We start from the raw sequence: 18,946 nt of genomic DNA on the forward strand, positions 1-18,946 counted from the left end.
TGCGTTGTGTCGAACCCTTGCGCCGTGGTTTGCTTGCTAACGGGGGAGGGTTAGTGTTGACCGTCTTCTGTATGGGGATACACTCCTTAGACCGGGTTTCGAATGCCGGTCGATGCTAGTTGTCATCCCAAATTCTACTCACGGCGCGAAGGTTGTCAACTCATTTTTTCACGATTTAACGGAAGATAGAGATGGAAGGTGCTCCCCTTGCCTTCAACACTCTCCAATTCGATCGATCCACCCAGTAATCTTGCTAAATCCCGACTGATGGACAGGCCAAGTCCGGTTCCGCCAAACTTTCGGCTAATCGACCCGTCTGCCTGTTGAAATGCTTCAAATATAGAATGATGCTTGTCCTCGGGAATACCAATGCCTGTGTCCTGAATGGAGAAAACGAGCCATTGGCTCGGAATTCCCGCGTTCTTGACCTGCTTGGTGCCTATGGTCAGCGTAACCTTCCCATGGTGAGTGAACTTGATGGCGTTGGACATCAGATTCCGCAGAATCTGCTGAACCCGCTGGGGATCAGACCAGAGCGTTTCGGGTAGCCCCGGTTTCTTATCCATATGCAACTGAATCCCCTTTTTCTCAGCAACCAGCTGAAAGTGGTTCATGGCATCTTCGATCAGCTGCATCAGACTGATGTCCTCCAGCACAATGTCCAGCCGGCCTGCTTCCACTTTGGATAGATCCAGAATATCGTTAATGAGCGTAAGCAGTTCCTGCCCGGAGTAGTCGATCATGGTAGCAAAACGTACAATATCCTCCTGATCCATCGTGTCAGCGTTCTCGCTAATCATCTGGGCAAAGTTGATCACACTGTTCAACGGTGTACGCAGTTCATGTGACATATTGGCAAGAAATTCTGATTTGTACTGTGAAGCAATCATCAATTGTTTGGCCCGATCCTCCAGTACAATCTGAGCCTTCTGTAATTCTTCTTTTTGCACCGATAATAGACGGTTTGTGCTCTGAATAAGCAAAATTCGATTCTGCTCATTCTGAAAATCACGTAATATAAATGCAAACATCAGACTTAACAGAATTCCGGTAGGAAGTGTGTACGGCATAATGTGTGAAAAAAAGTAGGTAGCCGGGATAACACCAATGATAGCGATGTTCACACTATTGATCACATTGATTATAAGTGTAACGAGTATCCCTTTAATGATCAGTCTGAAGTTGCTGCGTCTCATCCATATATTCAAACCTGCACACATCACACCGAGAAGAGACATATTAATCACTGCCGCTATTGTAGCATCCGTGATGCCAAAGGTCAGTCTCGATAGTCCAATTCCAACACCCACGATAATGACGCTATAGGGCTGTCTATACGTCAGAACAGCAACGATTAAAGGGACGTAACGAAGATCAAAGACCACTTCGTGGGTGAGTCGAAATCCAAAAACGGTACTGACCCAACCTGCAAAAATAAGGAGGAGCACTGAACTGATCTGCTTCATTCGGGAAGAGGTACGTATGACGACATATTTATAGAAAACACTAGCAAGATAAGCAATCGTAATAAGCATTCCCATATTCAATACGAACATTTTTGAAAATTGCATTCACTCACTCCTGTTGTCCCGACTTTACCGTTTAAAGCATCTTCGTTCGTATGTATCTCTATCATAGCATGCCCATTGAATCTTCGGCTTTTCTTCTTCGTCAAAAAAGTACACAAAAATACACAAATTAGGATTCAATTTGTGTGCTGGACGTAGTAGAATATATTGTTGTTTGAATTTGAACTATATAGATTGAACTAAAGAATAATTACACTTGCCACTCCGATGACAGAACAACCTTCTGATCGCTGTTAACCCCAGATTTTTTTGATTCCCTTTTCTGAAAGGGAAAATCCGTGGATAAAGGCGAAGCGTATGCTTCCGATGCAGCTTTCTTTTCAGAAAGCTTTTAGCTCCGCTTCTTCAGGTTATTTCTGTCCTCTCCGTTCTCGTGTAAATGAATGTATAGTACAACTTATATAGTTATTTGCTGGGGTCATGCTCATAGGGAGCATGAATGAAAGGAGAAAGGTGTTGTGCAATTGTTAAAAAATAAATCCTATTGGCTGTCACTAAGCTTAATGCTGTCTTTGGCCGTCATGGGGATGTTCTATGATATTCTCAATAGTCCGGAACGCGGGTTCGTTGTACTTGATTCCTCGCTTGACCGGATCATTCCCTATGTACCCGCCATGTCCATTCCATATTTGGGCTGGTACCCGTTTGTATTCGGTGTGTTAGCTTACCTGTGTGCCAAGGACAGACAGACGTATTACCGCGTTTTGCTATCCATGAATATCTCTGTCTGGATCTGTTATCTGATCTACTTCAACTTTCAGACCATGGTACCGCGCCCGGAATTAACCGGTTCAGGCTTTGGAGCATCTGTTCTCGGATGGCTTTATAGTCAGGATCGCCCATATAATTGTTTCCCAAGCATTCATGCCCTTCACTCTTATCTCGTCATGCGTGCCGTTCTCTCGGTTCCGACCATCCGTAAATCCGTGAAAATGGCGGTGGCTGCTGGGGCTGCCCTCATCATTCTGTCCACGCTAATGATTAAACAACATGTCATCTATGATGCCCTGGGTGCGGTCATACTCGGGGAATGCATATTCACGATCATCACCGGCCTGGCTCTTTACCGGCGACGCCGAAAAGAATCCAAATGGAGTGAGGGGATCAGCTAGATCCACTCACTCCGATGGTTTCTCAAGATGCTGTTGTCTTCTCCATTCATCAATAAATAATCCTGCAAAATAGGGGTCCCACTGGGTCCCTTTTCCTTCTTCCAGAATCGTTAATGCTTTCTCATGGCTCATTCCGTTCCGGTATGGTCGATCAGACGTCATGGCATCAAAGGCATCCGCTACTGCAATGATTCGGCCAAATAGCGGAATGTCCACACCTTCCATACCATCCGGATATCCTTTACCGTCGTATCTCTCGTGGTGAGATCGTACACCTGGCAGAAAGTCCGCCATTGCATCAATGGGTTCAATCTGGAGTAGAATATTCTCTCCCAATACGGGATGTGTGCGAATAATCGCGAATTCTTCTTCGCTGAGTTTGCCATCCTTCAACAATACTTCGTCAGGTATCCCTATTTTTCCAATGTCATGGAGCAGAGCGGATTTGTACAACAAATCCGCCTGTTCCTCATTCATGCCACTCAGTTTGCCGATCATAAGCGAATACTCTGCCACACGCATGGAGTGCCCTGCCGTGTATTTATCCCGAGCGTCCAAAGCTGCCGCCAGCATAGAAAAATAACTTTGCAGCAATTGTCGATTGCGTTCCTGCCTCATCTCAAGCCGATTAATCATCATATTGAATCCGGAGATCAGCGCTGAGAATTCATCCGCATACAGATCCGGGGCTCTTCTGCCAAGGTCGCCCTCCTGAATGCGATTCATCTCATGTGTCAGTTCAGCAACCGGATCACGAACATCGCGTATCAACAGCCAGCTACCAAACAGTGCAAACCCGGCACCCAGTATGACGATGAGCACTCCCCACAGGATATACTCTTTCGCAAATTCTCTATCCATGTACTGAAGTCGGATATATGTAGCCAGGAAAAACAGAAATAACGGAAATAATCCGATTAAAGCGGTACTCCATTGGAATTTGCGTTGAATTGATACCAAGACGCGTCCCCCCAATGAAGGCTCCATCCCATACTGAACTTTACCTCGACGCCGAACCTCCATCAGTAACGGCCTAACCGCCCTAACCGTTAGATAATACTCTATTAACGCATGCATAACGGCAATTAGAAGTGCGCAAGCCGCTGCTATCGCAATATACCCATAAGGGAATTCCAGCCATTCTGTCGATATCATCCATAACGTAAGCCCAGCTGCCGGAAGGGAAAAACCAAGCATATGCGGCCCCATGATACGATATATGGTCTTGCCTGGGAAACGATGGATCACCTCATACATCCGGTTCAATTCATCTCGCTCGTGATACTCGGCAGCAAAAAATTGCCGTATTGGTCCAAGCTGTGCCCACAGGGTAATTAACTCTGCAACCAGCATGAATAAGATGGATATCAGTACAATAAGGATGAGTCGCACAAATTGAATATTGGGTATTTGCAAGGTAGATACCATGACGACTGTACCGACAACAAAAACAGCTGCCAGTGAACCGATCAAATAATTGCGCAGCATACGAAAGATAAATGAACGGTATATTTCCAACCTAACCCCTCACTCTCTATGTGAAACCAGTTCTCCCTTGATGACATGGGGAGATTAAGGGTATTCCTTCCTATTAGTTTATCGGTTAATCATACTGAAAAATGAATAAAAACCGTTGATCTCTCTGAGGACTCCTCCTGCACCGTTGTTGTGAAACGTATGGACGACTCCGGTAATTCTGGTGACATTCCAGACAACGCAAAAAGCCGCTCCCAGAAGGGAACAGCCTTTAGCGATATAACCTGTCTCTATCCTTTGATCTTGGCAGCCAGAATCATCGTACCACGTGGCTCATCTCCCATGGCATCTGGCTCAAGTGTGATCGCCACCGTGTCATAGTCATTCGCCGAATCGAGTGTATAATATACCGCTCCCGTTCCGTCACGACTAAGGAACGTCCCCGCATTCTGAGGGGTGTCTCCCTTGATCAACCAGACCTGGAACGCCTCGTTGCCTTCCAGATTGGGCAAGTTCTCCGCCTGTACAACCAGGTGAGTTCCTTTGCTGTCAATGACAATGGTTGCGAGACCTTGGGCTACAATGTCCTGCGTTGCAGGATTAAGCTTCACTGCCTCGCCTGTCTGCATTCCCTGTGCAGGCTCCAGGGCTGATGCCAGCTGCTCTTGCAGTTGGGCATTCTGCACCTGGGCCTGCGCCAGTTGTTCTTGCGTAGCCGACGAACCCGCTGCTTGCTGCGTCAGCGAGTCGATCTGGCTTTGCAGCTGCGCCGCGTACACGCCGAGCACCAGTGCCGCTGCCGCAAGGCTGGCGCTGGCCACGCGCCAAGCGCGGCTGCTGCGCGCACGCGCGCGCCCTTGAGGCTGCCATGGCTGTGCCTGGGCAGCCTCTTCCACCCGGGCTGCAGGCACCGCCGTCGGCGGCAGGCCTAGCCCGGGCTGCGCCGCACGTTCGTGCTGCGGCGCAAGGTCCTCCTGAAGCACCACGGGTGCTTCAGGCTGTGCAGGAGCAGCCGCCGGCTTCGCCTCGGCGCTCTCCTGCACGTGTCCGAGCACGTTGCCCAGCACACGTGCTCGCATGCCCGGCGGCGGCGCTACAGGTTCCGCCGCAAGTGGCAGGAAGCCGGTCACTTCCTGCAATTCCCTCACCTCCTGGCGACATGCTCCGCAATTCAACATATGCGCTTCAAATGCCGCCACTTCCTCTGCTTCCAGTCCGCCCAGCACATACATCGGTGCCAGATCAGACCACTCCTCATGTCGTTCTATCATGGATGTATGCCCTCCCTTCCCGCGTCCGGATGCAATTCAGCATCGGCCAGTAGCTTCTGGAGCTGCCGCATGGCAAGCCTGACACGGCTCTTTACGGTACCCAGCGGAATCCCGAATCGGCTGGATACTTCCTGCTGAGTTAATCCCGCATAATAAATCGATTCGATAACTTGTTGCTGATCACCGTTCAACTGGGATAAGGCCTCTTTGATCCGTGTACCCTCCCATTTACGCTGAACTTCTTCTTCGGTATTCGTATATTCATCGGCATAGGCCGCCAGTGTCTCATGTTCAACTGATGTAGCCGCTGCCCCTTTCGATTTCCGCCTCAGCATGTCCACTCCAATGTTACGCGTAATCGCAAACATCCATGTGGTCAGCTTCCCCTGTGAGGCATCATAGCGTTCAGCATTATTCCAGACCCGCAGGAAAAGCTCCTGAACGGTCTCTTCTGCCGTCATAGGATCACCAACGATCCGGTAGGCAAAAGAGTATACCGCACGCTCATAACGGTCATATAAAAGCTCCAGTGCGGAAGCATCACGCTCCGCAATCTGCCGCATTAACCTGCTGTCCTCCATCGATTCAGTCATGCGAGGGCCCCTTTCTGTATCTTCCCTCTTATTATAACCTACGCAGAAACTTTTGAAGAGGATTACCTCAATGAAGAAATTTATTGAAAAATTTTCTGTAATTTTTCACACCAGCCATATACCTTGGGACTTAGAGACACTCCATAAACATATTGTTCTAGTCGTGCTTTCCTTTTTATTGCAAAAAATTACAACCTGTGGTATGATATAAAAGTTGTATTAACAACCTCATATGATTTCTGTCTTCTTTAAACCCCGGAATATTTTCTTCATGCTGCGACCGCAGCGAATTGCACAACCAACCTATGAAGATTGAAGAACCTGAATCACAATAACCCGGTAGTACAGAGTTTCACAAGATGTTCCCATTCACACTGGCGCGGTCATCGGAGCCGCAAGGACAAAAGAGAGGTAGGGCTTTTGTTGTTTTGGATATCATTTATTCTTGAGAAGATTGAAAACATACATTAAACACCCGGAATTGGGTTCTGGGTGTTTTTCTATGTCTACATATAGAAATCAGCACCACGGACTGGCACTCGCCATTTGTTTCCTTACTGTATTCAATCTGCTTGGGCTCACCCATTGCGTATCCACACATCTTTCGTTTTTTAATTTCATATTTCTTCAGTTCTCCATTCACTCGGTTCTTGGTTCCCCTCTCACGCAACGCAACCTGGTTCCAATAAGCAGCGATTGCGGATAAAAGCAAACGGGACGACGCTGGATCGTACTCTGCGTTGTCCCGTTCGGAATGATGGAGCGTATGGCCGCCCATCGTCAATCTCTTGTTTCAGAGCCTCTCGAAATGACTGCATTCATTGTGGAGGTCTACGTTATCTAACCAGCCTCCGCAACAAGACTCTTTAGATAAACATGGTTTTGGAGATAATAACCAACAGGATGAACAACACGAGGATCGTTCCCATGGAGCCCCAGCTGCCCCCGCCTTGACCATAGGATGTTCCACAACACTGGTTATAACCGTGCATCATTGGAGCCTGATTGGGTTGGTGTCCGTAACCGTAGCCCATCGGCATTGTGCCACAGCCATATCCGTGCATGTCTTGACCTGTGTATTGGTATCCATACATATGCTCATTTCCTCCCATTTGTCCGTATACATGCCCCTGTCCGTTCGGTGAGTTTGGTTTTACTTCGCTCATTGTTCATTCCTCCTTAACATTTGCCTACACCCCTAAGCTATGTATTCAGCCTACCTCTGGACCGGGCTATGGCCCTCATCATAACAAAATGGGCGTTAGCCGTCGGGTAACCTTCCCGCATTTTCGCAGCACACTCATCCATTCCATCCATTGGATTTCACTAGGACGTGTCTGAAAACTCCGAAGGAAGCAGATTTTGCCGAATTTTCGTTCCAAGCAAGGAAGTTTTTCGCAGGCGTGCCGGGGCACGTCAAGGGAAAGAGACGCAGCAGGGGGCGAAAAGGCGGTGAAAGATGCACTTCAGCGAGTTTGAGACACGCCCTAATCATTCCGTTCAATCGCAAGCTATCTCTTCCAAGCCTGGCAATCATGCTTGTCCATGGACAAAAAAACCCTACCGGTTGCCCGGCAGAGTCCGCATATTATACCCAGAATGATTTCGTGATGATGACGAGAAGAATGAACAGAACCAGGATTGCTCCAGTCGATGTCCAGCCGCCGTATCCTACGCCTTCAACTACTTTGCTCATGCAGAACCCTCCTTTACCAAGTAATTAGGGTCCAAACGGTTTATTAGATTAGGAATGCTTTAGAGATGATGACGAGCAAGATAAAGAGAACCAAAATCGCGCCAGTCGATGTCCATGCACCACCGTATCCACCTACAACTCCACTCATGTAAACCCCTCCTTTGATTTGAGGTACAGTTCACTATATGCATGGATCACACAGGGGACCGGGCTCTGGTTGAAAATAGGCACAATGCAACTTGGAACGGCTAGCCCGTCTGGATTTATGACCCGAAATAGACATCCAGCTTGCCTGTAGGCTGGGTTGTTGCCATCCATACCGCGGCCAGATTGTCGGGTGCCTGAGTGTAGGCTGTAATGTAGTCACCAATGAGTACAGTAGGTGTTGGAGAATTCCCATTCGGATTGAAAGAGGTCATTGTGAGTCTACGGTTCGTAAAGCTCGCCCCCCCGTTAAAAGACTCCGCCACAAAGACATCCAGTAAAAATCCATTGATCTGGTTCGAGTAATAGATGACCCGTATTGTTCCAGTAAAGGGAGATACGGTAATGGAAGGAAAGAAATTCTGTGTCCCCACGGGTGCTCCCGTAATGCTAGCCGGCTCACTCCAGAGCAATCCATCCGGTGAACTACACATGAATACATCGGTATATCCATTCCGAGCATCATTCCAGATGGCGTAGACCTTACCGTTATAGATGCTGTTCGATATATCTGCAGCCAGATTCAGGTTGGTTTGAACACGAAATGCATAATTGGGCACAGGCAGAATTTGTGGTGAAGGCACAACGGAGGCAATTAGCGTGGACTGATTACTTATAGGCGGCTGGAATGTGGCACCCCCGTCATAGGAAATCCGAAGTAACGCATAAGCGCTGCCCGGACCCGTGAGGATGTAGCCAGCGTAGACTTCTCCTGTGAATCCAATGCCTATGGTCGCCCGATCATGAAAGCCTCTAGGATTTGAAATTCGGCTGGGAATCTGCCAGGTTGACGCTACATCCTCAGATCGTTGAAAGAAAATTGATGAAGCTGCCGTTGCCAGCGGAGTATAACCTACATAGACATTGCCTCGATACGGACTGCCTGGTGTACGATCACAGGCCACAAAAGGCTCATCATTGTGAACGATGAGCCCGTACCCCCTGTTTACAAACACAGGCGGAGTCCAGGTTACCCCGTCGTCAAGCGACGTATAACTAATGATGGTTCCATCATTATCTCCATTGAATATATGCACCGTCACAACGAATGTGCTGGGAAAGGTATAATCAATCGTAGGGGCTTCCGCTCCCTCATATCCGGCAGGCTGCACCAGGGTCGTTGTGGTCCAGGTCTGCCCCCCGTCAATAGAGCGGTAGAAGCCAGTCCGTGTCGACCCAGTACTTGTATCGACCGCAACAACACACATAATATTGGGAAGTAATTCATTAACCGCAATCGACGGTTCGAACTGGCTGCCTCCCAGTGCTCCTGTAATATTTACAACCGGCATCTGCATTCCCCTCCGCATATTGAAATTAAGGAATATTGGTAAAGCGGTCTATCCATACCATCTCCGATTGCAGTACACGCTGTGTGATATTGCCCACGGAGTCCAGACTGTAAGCCTGAATGATTGTGCTGGTGGCACTGAAAAAGTCACTTTGTACCTCAAAATAATCAGCGGCGTTCAATGTATACAACAACGTTTTGGATACCTGAGGAGGTAACTGGAACAGATCATGACCGATCGGTATCCGTGCCGTCTGGGAAGTATCCCAGCGGAAGACCTGAAGTTCGATGTTGGATGGAATATTGATAGAGTCATTCAAGCAAGTCACAATGAGTTGTGTGGCACGATCCGCCCCCGTTGGAGAGTTAAAGAGAAGACCTGTACTATAGGGCATCGTAATCCCTCCTTTCCTCTATATCACCGCCGACAATGCTTGACAGTATGTTATAAAATATGTGAAATTTCGTTGTAAGACACGGCATTTACCGTCAAGTTTTGAAAGTGATGTGCAAGAATAGACTAACTTCGAACCTCTAGCTGTATGCAAAAAACTGCAAGCCCCCGACCGGACTTGCAGTAGTGATATCAGACTATTTGTTTCGGTGTCGCTCTCTGCTAATTCGGTCTTGCCTGAATGGAGGTCAGCTTATCCTGAACTGATTGTAGTTTCTGTATGCTTGAAGCGTCCGGTTTATCACGACGGTCGTCGATCTTGACGGATGTGGATACACGCTGAGCTCCTGACAGAAACGGTGCTTCATGCAGAGCTGCAATTGCTGTAAAGACCTCGTTAAGCGGGCCTTCAATAATGGTGCTCATCGAAGTTAACTGATATGTAATGCCACGTTGATGTTCCAAAACCTTTTGCATGTCCGCCACATAACTGCTCAGACTGGTCGTGCCCGTTCCGATTGGAATTACAGTCACTTCTGCTATTGCCACTTTCGCTCCGCCTCCTATAGGCCCCGTGAACAACCGTTGCCACTGATTTTAGTCGATTTTTGACTGTTTTTATTCTACCAGTTGAAAGCGTAACAATTCAAACTGACGTGATGACGTCATTCAATTTTGCCTAAAAAAAATTTTGAACAATCTTCACATCTTCCAGTCCTTTTCCTTTGCGGATTCTTGGCTAAAATGATATACTCGGAATTACGTTTTACTGTGTTGACCCTGTAGACAAACACTATATGTTGGGTTAAAGTAATCTAACAGTAACAAAATGTAGTGACACAAGATTTCCCCACTTCTAAAAGTCACCTTCTGAATTCTCGTGAAAAACAGGATGAAATCACCTCCAAAGGCACGTCCCTGTAGGTGTAAATCGCTTTCTCGAAACAGAGTTGACACAGAGGTTAACGGGGCTGTTTGGACTGCACCCGGTATTCTCAAACTATAGGCGCGTCTACGATAGACAAAACCTTACATAAGCACCCTTTTCTGTCATCATTTCAAGCCTTTATGACACTAAGGAAGCCAGAGCATCCATGGGCATTTTCAGCCGCCAGGCGGGGAGAATGCTTTTTATATGAGCATGTTCTGCATGGTGCTGATTTGTGCTCCTCTGTTGAGCGATTCAAGACGTGACCACCGCTGTTTCAGTCCGCAATATTTAACCTATATCTTTTTTTCTCACCGTAAAAAGACACTCAATTCTTTATATAAAGAATTTCTCCAATTTATCTCTTAAACATGCGAAAGCGAGGAATATTCATGCCACAAATTGTGACCAAGCCGAACAATCGCCAGCTTGCCTTTGATGAAATGCGTATCTCGGTATATGCCGACCGTAATCTGGAAGGACTGGAAACACTGGAAAAGGAACGTCTGGTACGTGGGGTAAACAGCAAGCTCCGCCGTGATGAAGTTACCGGAGATGAAATCAGCAGCGCTTTTATGATGAGTGCACTGGAACTGGTAACAAAGGAAGAGCCTGACTGGAAATTTTCAGCGGCACGCGCCCTGCTCACTTCCTTGTACAAAAAAGCGGCGACCAACCGCAGGTATAAATCATACCCGGACGAGCCTTACGGCGCATTCCACCCTTTGCTTGTTGATCTCATAAAAAAAGGCATCTACCGCGAAGAATTGCTGGAGTGTTACACCAAAGAACAGATCGATGAGCTTGCGGAATGCATTGACTACCGCAACGATCTACTCTTCGATTACATCGGCTTGCTCACACTGGCAGAACGTTACCTCGCTCACGATTTTGACGGAAAAGTGATGGAGTTGCCTCAAGAGCGTTATATGGTTATCGCCATGTTCCTGATGCATCAGGAGCCTGCTGAGAGACGTATGGATCTCGTCAAAGAAGCTTACTGGGCGATGAGCAACATGTATATGACAGCAGCTACACCTACCATGTCCAATGCGGGTAAAAAAGTGGCCGGACAACTCTCCAGCTGCTTCATTGATACCGTGGACGACTCACTCGAAGGTATCTTTGATTCCAACACCGATGTAGCACGTCTGAGCAAAATGGGTGGAGGCATCGGCGTCTACCTTGGCAAAGTCAGAGCACGTGGTTCGGATATCCGTGGTCACCAAAATACAAGTTCCGGTGTAATCCCCTGGATTCGCCAACTGAACAATACAGCGGTCAGCGTAGACCAGCTCGGTACTCGTAAAGGTGCCATTGCCGTATACCTGGATGTCTTCCACAAAGACATTCTGGCCTTCCTGGATCTGAAGCTGAACAACGGCGATGAGCGGATGCGTGCGCATGACGTATTCCACGGTATCTGTCTGCCTGACTTGTTCATGGAGCGGGTATCCACCCGCGGCGAATGGAGCCTGTTCTGTCCGCACGAAACGAAGAAAGTGATGGGCTGGAAAGACGAGAACGGTCGTCCACTCGGTCTCGAAGATTTCTATGATGAGTCCGTAGGCGCAGGTGCCTTCCGTGATAAATACGAAGAAGCTGTGAATCATCCATTGTTGTCCCGTATCACAGTACAGGCGATTGATATCATGAAGCGTGTACTGAAATCGCAACTGGAGACAGGTACGCCATACATGTTCTACCGGGATACGGTTAACCGCTCGAATCCGAACCGTGTGCATGGTATGGTATACTCCTCCAACCTGTGTACCGAAATCATGCAGAACCAATCTGCTACGGTTATCGAAAAGGAAGAGCTTGTTACCAAAGATGGACAAACTCGCATTGTGATCTCCAAAGTGCCTGGTGATTTTGTGGTCTGCAACCTGAACTCCATTCACCTGGCACGTGCCGTGCCTAATAATGTACTGGAGCGTCTCGTACCCATTCAGGTACGTATGCTGGACAACGTTATCGACATTAACAATATCGAAGTGCTTCAAGCCCAGTATACCAACAGCCAATATCGTGCGGTCGGTCTGGGAACGTTCGGACTTCATCACCTTCTTGCCCTTGAAGGCATACACTGGGAGTCCGATGAAGCAGTAACGTATAACGATAATCTGTACGAGAAGATTAACTACCTGCTCGTGAAAGCCAGCATGGAACTGTCCAAAGAAAAAGGACACTATCCGAAATTCAAAGGCTCTGATTGGGAAAGTGGTCACTACTTCGACCAACGGGAGTACACATCAGGTGAGCGTGTTGGCAAATTCGTGACTACGGAACAGTGGAAAGAACTGCAAGCTGAAGTACAGCAAAACGGTGTACGTAATGCCTGGTTGTTCGCCATTGCGCCTAACGGTTCCACGTCCATCATTGCAGGTTCTACGGCGAGTATTGATCCGCTCTATGAGCTGTTGTCTTATGAAGAGAAAACAACTTACAAAATTGCTAACCCGGCTCCTGATCTGTCCGAAAAAACAAGCCCGTATTACCAAACAGCTTTTGCGGTGGATCAGCATGCCTCCATTAATATGGCTGCTGCCCGTCAGCGTCACGTCGATCAGGGACAAAGCTTCAACTTCTATGTTCGACCGGATATCAAAGCTACGGAATTCCTGGAACTACACTTGCACGCTTGGAGAGCCGGCATGAAATCGACCTATTATGTTCGTAGTCGGGCTTTGACGATTGAATAGTCTTCATTTTTGCGCAAGCTGATTTTCATGATTTGATGCACAAGATGTATGAACCTTCAAGATGACCACCGGGGCAGCCAGTTTTGATTGCAAAATAGCGTTGCCCTGGTTCTTTTTTGCCTAAAAACGATTACAACATCACAAGATGTTGATATAGATGCCACATTAAAGAGCCTAACATATAAATGAAATAACGATTACACGATAACGAAGAGGACAGAAAAAAGCTGGAGAAGCAACGCGCTCGCCTTTATCACCGGATTTTCCCCTTTGAAAGAGGGAATCAAAAAAGCTGGGGATAACAGCGATCGGAAGGTTGTTCTGTCATCGTAGTTATACAGTGTAAATTCATTCAAGGAGTGAACGGATTATGCAAGTACAGAAAATTTTCAATACCGAAGCCCCTAACCAATCGACCCGTATTATCGAAGGTGAGTGCTCCGGGATCCTGAACTGGAATGACATTCGTATGCCTCATATGTACAAATTGTACAAAGTACTGTTGCTCAACCACTGGATTGCAGACGAGATTCCCATGTCCAAAGATGCTTCTCAGTTTGTGCAACTGGACGAGGAAGAGAAACGTACGTTCAAAATCAATATTTCCCTTCTCGCGGTACTTGATTCCATGCAGACGATGTTTGTTGGTGACGTAAAGCGTTACTTTACGGATTCTTCACTCGAAGCGATCTCCGCGATTATCGGACAACAGGAAGTTGTTCATAACCAATCCTATTCCTACGTGCTGTCCTCCATCGTATCGGATCAGGAGCAGAAGGAAATTTTTGAATACTGGAAACATGATCCGGTACTGCTTGACCGTAACCGGTTTATCGCCGATATCTATCAAAGCTTCCGGGACAACCCGTCTCCACAGACGTTCTTCCAAGCCATGGTAGCCGATCTGGTACTCGAAGGTATTTTCTTCTACAGTACATTTGCCTTCTTCTACAATCTGGCCCGTGACCAGAAAATGATGGCAACCAGCCAGATGATCTCTTATATTCAACGCGATGAAAACCAACACTGTTACTTCTTCGCTGAAGTGTACAAGCAGCTGCTGGTTGATTTCCCTGAGCTGAACACACCGGAGAACATGGACTACGTGTACAAAACGATCAATCGTGCTGTTGAACTCGAAACGAACTGGGCACATTACACACTCAGCAACGTGCGCGGTATTGACCTGAACGAGTTGGAAGACTACATCAAGTACATCGCCAACAAACGTCTGCGTCTGATGGGTATGGAAAAAGCGTATGAAGGCGTAGATGTAAACTGTATGCCTTGGATCAAACCATTCTCCGATGATGCGCTGAATGCAACCAAAACAGACTTCTTCGAAGCTAAATCCCGTAACTACGGTAAAGTTGGCGACGATAACGGATTTGACGATTTGTAAGAAACCTCTGATTTCAATACCATATATCTATAAATAAAAACAACACTCCCTGAGCTGTGGCGATTACGCCTAAGTTCAGGGAGTGTTGTCTAATTAGTATGTACAACATCATATATCATTTGATTAATTATAGCCTTATAGAGAAATAGAGAGATTTCTTAATCTAATAAACTCAAGAATAGTGTATAATTCTTGAAAATTTTCGTTTTTCAATCTTACTTCACTTGTCGTATGTCCTCTACACAGTACATCTTCGATAAATCCGTAAACACGATGGTCTTACGAATTGTTCTAGCGCTGTTCGGAAGACCATTTGCACCATCTCGAATCTCCATAATAATATCTGAAAAATCATTCTCAATAAAACGAAAATTACTTTTCGGTATCTTTAAAGCCAAGATGTTGCCTCCCCAAATGGTGTTTCCAAACTTGTGCATCGGTTTCTTCTTCAGGTGTCAAATTCAATGTAGTTCCGAGTGTACGTTCGAATTCCCCTTTATATTTATCTTCATATAAGGCAATTTGTCCAGTATGATAATCAAGGTCACTGATTTCTAATGTTGAATCGTGTACAGCCTCCTCCTGTCTCCACAAAGTAACAATGTCTTTAATTGTCGTTCTCTTACCTGATCCATACACATATGTAGTATCATCTGGAATGAGATTATGTTTGTTGGCCCCGGCTCTTTGAACCCCTATAAAACGCCCTTGATCAATCCAGTTGAAGATAGTCGTAATACTTACTCCAAAAAATATAGATAACTCTTTAGGGGTGTAAGACTTTATTGCAGCAATAGAAGGAACATCAGTGTCTGTATTACCTTGTGGAGCATCGACTGCTTGATTTAATGCATGTTTAAGAAGAGTAACATAATTTTCTCTAAAGATATCCGTATTTTCAAATATAGATTCATCCAAGCCACGAACAAATTCAGCATTATTTTTGACTGCAAACGCCAGGACTTTGAATAATAAAATACTATTATCCATTTTGCTCAAGCTCTGGACCAACTCAGAAGCAATCTCATCCGTGTTCTGACTAAAAATATTTTTTTCAACTCTCGTGATTCCCATACACATCTCACCTCACACTCCTAGTATAGGCTAGTAAAGTTTAACTTTCAATAAATTACTTAAACAAACTCAAACTCAACTTAAACATACTTAAACAGTATGCTACGAAGATGTTGATTTATACATTCTCCAACCAACACATACTTATTATATAATTGAAGAGATTCACATTCCCCCTACGGAAATGAGGACTATTTAATGCAAAGAGATCTGCTGGAACAACTCAACTTGTGGCATGAGCAGGACGAATTCGGGCTTATAATTGAACGCATTGACGATATACCGGTTTCTGAGCGGGACTATAATCTCATCGGGCAACTCGCCAGAGCTTACAATAATATGGAACGTTACCGTGAAGCTGTTGAGCAATTGCTTTCTGTTCATCAACAAGGGGCATCTGACCCGCTCTGGCAATATCGCTTGGGATACGCCTACTGTTATACCGCCAACTATGAACAAGCGCTTTTAGCTTTTGAGAGAGCGGACGAACTTCTACCCCATGATGAATCCACCCTTGAATTCCTTCGTCAGATTCGTCCCAAAGCGGAGAAGATGCGGCACGATCGTCAACGCCACGAAGAGAAAATCACAGAATGGAAGCAGAGCGGTACACTGAACCAGCTACGAGCGACATCAGGAACTTATTCCCCTGCAACGTTCTGGAAACAGAGCGATTATGCACAGGAAAATCATGTATCGAAACCTTTTGACGAAGCAGAGATTGTGTCCATTGAACACGAATTGGGGTACAAGCTGCCCGCTTCCTATATTCAGCTAATGAATACCCAAAACGGTGGCATCCCCACGCTTACTGAATTCCCGACCGCAGAAGCAACTTCCTGGGCTGAAGATCATATTGCCATCTCAAGCATTATGGGGATCGGACACGATAAAATATATGCGCTCGGTGGAGAGCTGGGAAGCCGCTTCATGATCGAGGAATGGGGTTATCCTGATCTGGGGATCGTCATCTGTGATTGTCCATCTGCAGGTCATGATGTCGTTATGCTGGATTATCGATTCTGCGGTCCTGAAGGTGAGCCCTGTGTAGTTCATGTGGATCAGGAACGTGATTATGAGATTACATATCTTGCACCAAATTTTGAAGCTTTCATCCGTGGATTGGTCGATGAAGACACATATGACCTGTCTAATGAAGAGGATGAGGACTAAAACCCAGGAGGGTCGCGCCGTATGACAACCCGTATATATTTTGGTTCCAATCAGCTTGGCGATGTGGCAGCGTCTGCATTGCAAGAGGCGTTGAATGAGTTCCACCTGGGAACCCTCGAAGATTATCAACGAACGAATAAAGGCGTTATGGGTCAGACACTGCTCATTCGTTCTTCTCACGGAGAGTATATTCTGAAAGGTAATCCGATATATCCAGGACAGCTAGAGGAAGAAAAGTTCTTCGTAGAACAACTGGCGAAACACACTTCCATTCCTGTCCCTGACCCCTATTGGTTACATAAAGACACCGCTCTTCTGGGCTGGAGTTATGCCATAATGCCACGCTTGCCCGGGGATCACCTGTATGATCCATCCTTTCAGAGTTCATTGACCTCACAAGATCAGGAAGAGATCGCTTGCATGCTTGCCCATGCTTTGGCTGACCTGCACCGCTGGAAAGTGCCTGATACGGGGGAATACGATTCAGTAGCGAAACAGATTGTTTCCTTTGCCGGGAATTATCTGGACTGGTTATACGGAACCATCCGTCACTGGTTACACGATGCAGAACAGTACTCGGTCATTACGGATGAAGATATACATTGGGTGGATGAGCAATTAAAGCAAGCTGAACCGGCGTTCCAGTCCAAAGTTGTTCCCGGATTCGTCATGGGTGACTTCAAAGTCGAGAATGTTCTGATTCAAAAAGGGGATAGTCCATCTTCACGGTGGCAGATTAGTGGTTTGTTCGATTTCACAACCTCCTATTTCGGAGATGGCACAGCCGATCTGACCAAAATGTCTGCCAGATATATACGTGAGGGTCAACCAGATCTTGCTGCGCAGTTCCTTCGCTGCTATCGGGATCTAGTCTGTGCAGCAGATGTGGAGAAATACCAGCATTTCCGTGCACATCTCCGCGTGCACTTGCTCTATCAGCGCATCTTGTGGTGGGGTGAGGCGAAAGCGACAGGACAAGTGACTTGGGCAGCAGAACTACCTTTTGCACAATGGGCAGAACAGTATATGGACTCGGTTCTCTCCTTACTGGATTAGTTCGGTATACACTGACTCAACAACCGAGCGCATTCAGAAGAAAAACCGTTAGAGATCATGATGATCTCTGACGGTTTCTTCATATCAAGATATAGCAGCTAAAGGTATTATGAAATGGATTCAGTTAATTCTGTTATTTGCACAATAGATATGTAAGCTTTACTCTCCATTTTTGCTTAATATATCTCATTCTCTGTTGTATTCATCCAACGTACAGTCACTCTTTCCGCCCCTGCCATACATAATGATGCGGAGTAACCCTTGCCTATATTCAGGGATTGCATTACATAATTCTGTCCAGCCCATTCTAGCAATTGTCCATGATTCCGCATCACTTGTACTGTATTTAATTTTCTCCACTGTCCACATAAGGATTGACCAGAAGCTTTGATCCAGGCCTCCTTTCCTGTGAGGACTTTCCACAACAGGATAGAAGTATCATCCCCTGAACGCAGGCCTTCCAGGAGATAATCCTGCTCTTCTTCTGTGAGGAAACGTTGGACAACGGCTTGCTCCCGCACTAACGGCCGCATCCATTCCACGTCCACACCAAGTTCATTGTTAGTAGATGTAACCGCCAGCATACAGAGTCCTTTCGTGTGTGAAAGACTAAATTGCGGACCGCCTGGGAGATAAGGCTTCCCGGCGGTACCGTACTGAAAATGAATATCTCTTGCATGAAGCTGCACGTACTCTGCCAGCACCCTTCGCAGGAAAATCCTTGATACCATCCAGCAATGAGCCACAAGCCGTGAAGTTTTCTTCATTCTGACCAAGCGCTTATATTCATCTGAACTCAGGGCACTGGAATCCGCAGTATCCATCGTCTGAAGTTGCTCCTCCATTATGGGCAAGCCCTGTGTCCATATATGAATCTCTGGTGCCCCGGCCGTTGCTGTGAACGCTTCATTCCCTTGTTCCCTGATTGTCAGAAGTCTGCTGATTATTCGGGTATTGGAATCCATAAGCCCTCCTTCCTGCG

Annotated in this window: 19 protein-coding genes and 1 pseudogene; 5 read left to right on the top strand and 15 right to left on the bottom strand. The window is 46.6% G+C overall.

What is annotated here, in order from left to right:
• Positions 1 to 155 precede the first annotated feature (155 nt).
• Complete coding sequence (locus C0Q44_RS02850) at positions 156 to 1,571, bottom strand: sensor histidine kinase (protein ID WP_105405969.1); 1,416 nt, start codon at positions 1,569 to 1,571, stop codon at positions 156 to 158.
• Between the two features lie 476 nt (positions 1,572 to 2,047).
• On the opposite strand from C0Q44_RS02850, the gene C0Q44_RS02855 reads away from it, so the two are divergent.
• Positions 2,048 to 2,701, top strand: coding sequence for a phosphatase PAP2 family protein (locus C0Q44_RS02855; RefSeq protein WP_105405970.1), 654 nt, complete (start codon positions 2,048 to 2,050; stop codon positions 2,699 to 2,701).
• A 6-nt stretch (positions 2,702 to 2,707) separates the two neighbouring features.
• Here the strand turns inward: C0Q44_RS02855 and C0Q44_RS02860 are convergent, their stop codons facing one another.
• From C0Q44_RS02860 to C0Q44_RS02895, 11 genes and pseudogenes are all read right to left on the bottom strand, one after another.
• Complete coding sequence (locus C0Q44_RS02860; protein WP_258166146.1) at positions 2,708 to 4,189, bottom strand: HD domain-containing phosphohydrolase; 1,482 nt, start codon at positions 4,187 to 4,189, stop codon at positions 2,708 to 2,710.
• 278 nt (positions 4,190 to 4,467) lie between these two features.
• On the bottom strand, positions 4,468 to 5,073 hold the full coding sequence (locus C0Q44_RS30005; protein WP_181150987.1) for an anti-sigma factor: 606 nt from the start codon (positions 5,071 to 5,073) through the stop codon (positions 4,468 to 4,470).
• A 306-nt stretch (positions 5,074 to 5,379) separates the two neighbouring features.
• Positions 5,380 to 5,448: pseudogene (locus tag C0Q44_RS31700) on the bottom strand (hypothetical protein); the annotation flags it as partial.
• Positions 5,445 to 6,041: an RNA polymerase sigma factor gene (locus tag C0Q44_RS02870; protein WP_105405973.1), complete on the bottom strand. Its 597-nt coding sequence runs from the start codon at positions 6,039 to 6,041 to the stop codon at positions 5,445 to 5,447. The gene C0Q44_RS02870 and the pseudogene C0Q44_RS31700, both read right to left, overlap by 4 nt.
• 439 nt (positions 6,042 to 6,480) lie before the next feature.
• The gene (locus C0Q44_RS30015) at positions 6,481 to 6,819 is read right to left on the bottom strand and encodes a hypothetical protein (protein WP_105405974.1); all 339 of its coding nucleotides are present in this window, start codon (positions 6,817 to 6,819) and stop codon (positions 6,481 to 6,483) included.
• 88 nt (positions 6,820 to 6,907) lie between these two features.
• Entirely contained in the window at positions 6,908 to 7,207 is a 300-nt protein-coding gene (locus C0Q44_RS31990) for a hypothetical protein (RefSeq protein ID WP_483874445.1), read from the bottom strand.
• Between the two features lie 422 nt (positions 7,208 to 7,629).
• Positions 7,630 to 7,737 (bottom strand): sporulation protein YjcZ, encoded by a 108-nt coding sequence (locus tag C0Q44_RS30470; RefSeq protein ID WP_201028111.1) that lies wholly within the window; start codon positions 7,735 to 7,737, stop codon positions 7,630 to 7,632.
• Positions 7,738 to 7,780: 43 nt separating this feature from the next.
• Positions 7,781 to 7,885, bottom strand: a complete 105-nt coding sequence (locus tag C0Q44_RS30475) for a hypothetical protein (protein ID WP_017690880.1) — start codon at positions 7,883 to 7,885, stop codon at positions 7,781 to 7,783.
• 115 nt (positions 7,886 to 8,000) lie between these two features.
• Positions 8,001 to 9,233: a sialidase family protein gene (locus C0Q44_RS02885; protein WP_105405975.1), complete on the bottom strand. Its 1,233-nt coding sequence runs from the start codon at positions 9,231 to 9,233 to the stop codon at positions 8,001 to 8,003.
• A gap of 25 nt (positions 9,234 to 9,258) precedes the next feature.
• Positions 9,259 to 9,627 carry a hypothetical protein gene (locus C0Q44_RS02890; RefSeq protein ID WP_105405976.1) on the bottom strand — a complete coding sequence of 123 codons (369 nt, stop codon included), beginning with the start codon at positions 9,625 to 9,627 and terminating at the stop codon, positions 9,259 to 9,261.
• A 221-nt stretch (positions 9,628 to 9,848) separates the two neighbouring features.
• Positions 9,849 to 10,175, bottom strand: coding sequence for an MTH1187 family thiamine-binding protein (locus C0Q44_RS02895; protein ID WP_105405977.1), 327 nt, complete (start codon positions 10,173 to 10,175; stop codon positions 9,849 to 9,851).
• Positions 10,176 to 10,946: 771 nt separating this feature from the next.
• On the opposite strand from C0Q44_RS02895, the gene C0Q44_RS02900 reads away from it, so the two are divergent.
• Both C0Q44_RS02900 and C0Q44_RS02905 read left to right on the top strand, forming a co-directional pair.
• Complete coding sequence (locus C0Q44_RS02900; RefSeq protein WP_105405978.1) at positions 10,947 to 13,259, top strand: ribonucleoside-diphosphate reductase subunit alpha; 2,313 nt, start codon at positions 10,947 to 10,949, stop codon at positions 13,257 to 13,259.
• 370 nt (positions 13,260 to 13,629) lie between these two features.
• Positions 13,630 to 14,661 carry a ribonucleotide-diphosphate reductase subunit beta gene (locus tag C0Q44_RS02905; protein WP_105405979.1) on the top strand — a complete coding sequence of 344 codons (1,032 nt, stop codon included), beginning with the start codon at positions 13,630 to 13,632 and terminating at the stop codon, positions 14,659 to 14,661.
• Positions 14,662 to 14,876: 215 nt separating this feature from the next.
• On the opposite strand, the gene C0Q44_RS02910 is transcribed toward C0Q44_RS02905, so the two are convergent.
• Positions 14,877 to 15,059, bottom strand: coding sequence for a hypothetical protein (locus tag C0Q44_RS02910; RefSeq protein WP_105405980.1), 183 nt, complete (start codon positions 15,057 to 15,059; stop codon positions 14,877 to 14,879).
• Positions 15,034 to 15,735, bottom strand: coding sequence for a MerR family transcriptional regulator (locus tag C0Q44_RS02915; RefSeq protein ID WP_146113415.1), 702 nt, complete (start codon positions 15,733 to 15,735; stop codon positions 15,034 to 15,036). Before C0Q44_RS02915 ends, C0Q44_RS02910 begins: the two co-directional genes overlap by 26 nt.
• 198 nt (positions 15,736 to 15,933) lie before the next feature.
• On the opposite strand from C0Q44_RS02915, the gene C0Q44_RS02920 reads away from it, so the two are divergent.
• Positions 15,934 to 16,908, top strand: a complete 975-nt coding sequence (locus tag C0Q44_RS02920) for an SMI1/KNR4 family protein (RefSeq protein ID WP_105405982.1) — start codon at positions 15,934 to 15,936, stop codon at positions 16,906 to 16,908.
• A 21-nt stretch (positions 16,909 to 16,929) separates the two neighbouring features.
• Positions 16,930 to 17,964 carry a phosphotransferase family protein gene (locus tag C0Q44_RS02925; RefSeq protein ID WP_105405983.1) on the top strand — a complete coding sequence of 345 codons (1,035 nt, stop codon included), beginning with the start codon at positions 16,930 to 16,932 and terminating at the stop codon, positions 17,962 to 17,964.
• A 176-nt stretch (positions 17,965 to 18,140) separates the two neighbouring features.
• Here the strand turns inward: C0Q44_RS02925 and C0Q44_RS02930 are convergent, their stop codons facing one another.
• The gene (locus tag C0Q44_RS02930) at positions 18,141 to 18,929 is read right to left on the bottom strand and encodes a 4'-phosphopantetheinyl transferase family protein (protein ID WP_181150829.1); all 789 of its coding nucleotides are present in this window, start codon (positions 18,927 to 18,929) and stop codon (positions 18,141 to 18,143) included.
• Between the last annotated feature and the right edge of the window lie 17 nt (positions 18,930 to 18,946).

It is taken from the genome of Paenibacillus sp. PCH8 (assembly GCF_002968835.1).
Taxonomy (GTDB): Bacteria; Bacillota; Bacilli; order Paenibacillales; family Paenibacillaceae; genus Paenibacillus.

Bases quoted from the DNA above. Each gene is read 5' to 3' on its own strand.
- C0Q44_RS02850 (WP_105405969.1), bottom strand. From the start codon at position 1,571: ATGCAATTTTCAAAAATGTTCGTATTGAATATGGGAATGCTTATTACG.
- C0Q44_RS02860 (WP_258166146.1), bottom strand. From the start codon at position 4,189: ATGCTGCGCAATTATTTGATCGGTTCACTGGCAGCTGTTTTTGTTGTC.
- C0Q44_RS02870 (WP_105405973.1), bottom strand. From the start codon at position 6,041: ATGACTGAATCGATGGAGGACAGCAGGTTAATGCGGCAGATTGCGGAG.
- C0Q44_RS30015 (WP_105405974.1), bottom strand. From the start codon at position 6,819: ATGGGCGGCCATACGCTCCATCATTCCGAACGGGACAACGCAGAGTAC.
- C0Q44_RS31990 (WP_483874445.1), bottom strand. From the start codon at position 7,207: ATGAGCGAAGTAAAACCAAACTCACCGAACGGACAGGGGCATGTATAC.
- C0Q44_RS30470 (WP_201028111.1), bottom strand. From the start codon at position 7,737: ATGAGCAAAGTAGTTGAAGGCGTAGGATACGGCGGCTGGACATCGACT.
- C0Q44_RS30475 (WP_017690880.1), bottom strand. From the start codon at position 7,885: ATGAGTGGAGTTGTAGGTGGATACGGTGGTGCATGGACATCGACTGGC.
- C0Q44_RS02885 (WP_105405975.1), bottom strand. From the start codon at position 9,233: ATGCCGGTTGTAAATATTACAGGAGCACTGGGAGGCAGCCAGTTCGAA.
- C0Q44_RS02890 (WP_105405976.1), bottom strand. From the start codon at position 9,627: ATGCCCTATAGTACAGGTCTTCTCTTTAACTCTCCAACGGGGGCGGAT.
- C0Q44_RS02900 (WP_105405978.1), top strand. From the start codon at position 10,947: ATGCCACAAATTGTGACCAAGCCGAACAATCGCCAGCTTGCCTTTGAT.
- C0Q44_RS02905 (WP_105405979.1), top strand. From the start codon at position 13,630: ATGCAAGTACAGAAAATTTTCAATACCGAAGCCCCTAACCAATCGACC.
- C0Q44_RS02915 (WP_146113415.1), bottom strand. From the start codon at position 15,735: ATGGGAATCACGAGAGTTGAAAAAAATATTTTTAGTCAGAACACGGAT.
- C0Q44_RS02920 (WP_105405982.1), top strand. From the start codon at position 15,934: ATGCAAAGAGATCTGCTGGAACAACTCAACTTGTGGCATGAGCAGGAC.
- C0Q44_RS02925 (WP_105405983.1), top strand. From the start codon at position 16,930: ATGACAACCCGTATATATTTTGGTTCCAATCAGCTTGGCGATGTGGCA.
- C0Q44_RS02930 (WP_181150829.1), bottom strand. From the start codon at position 18,929: ATGGATTCCAATACCCGAATAATCAGCAGACTTCTGACAATCAGGGAA.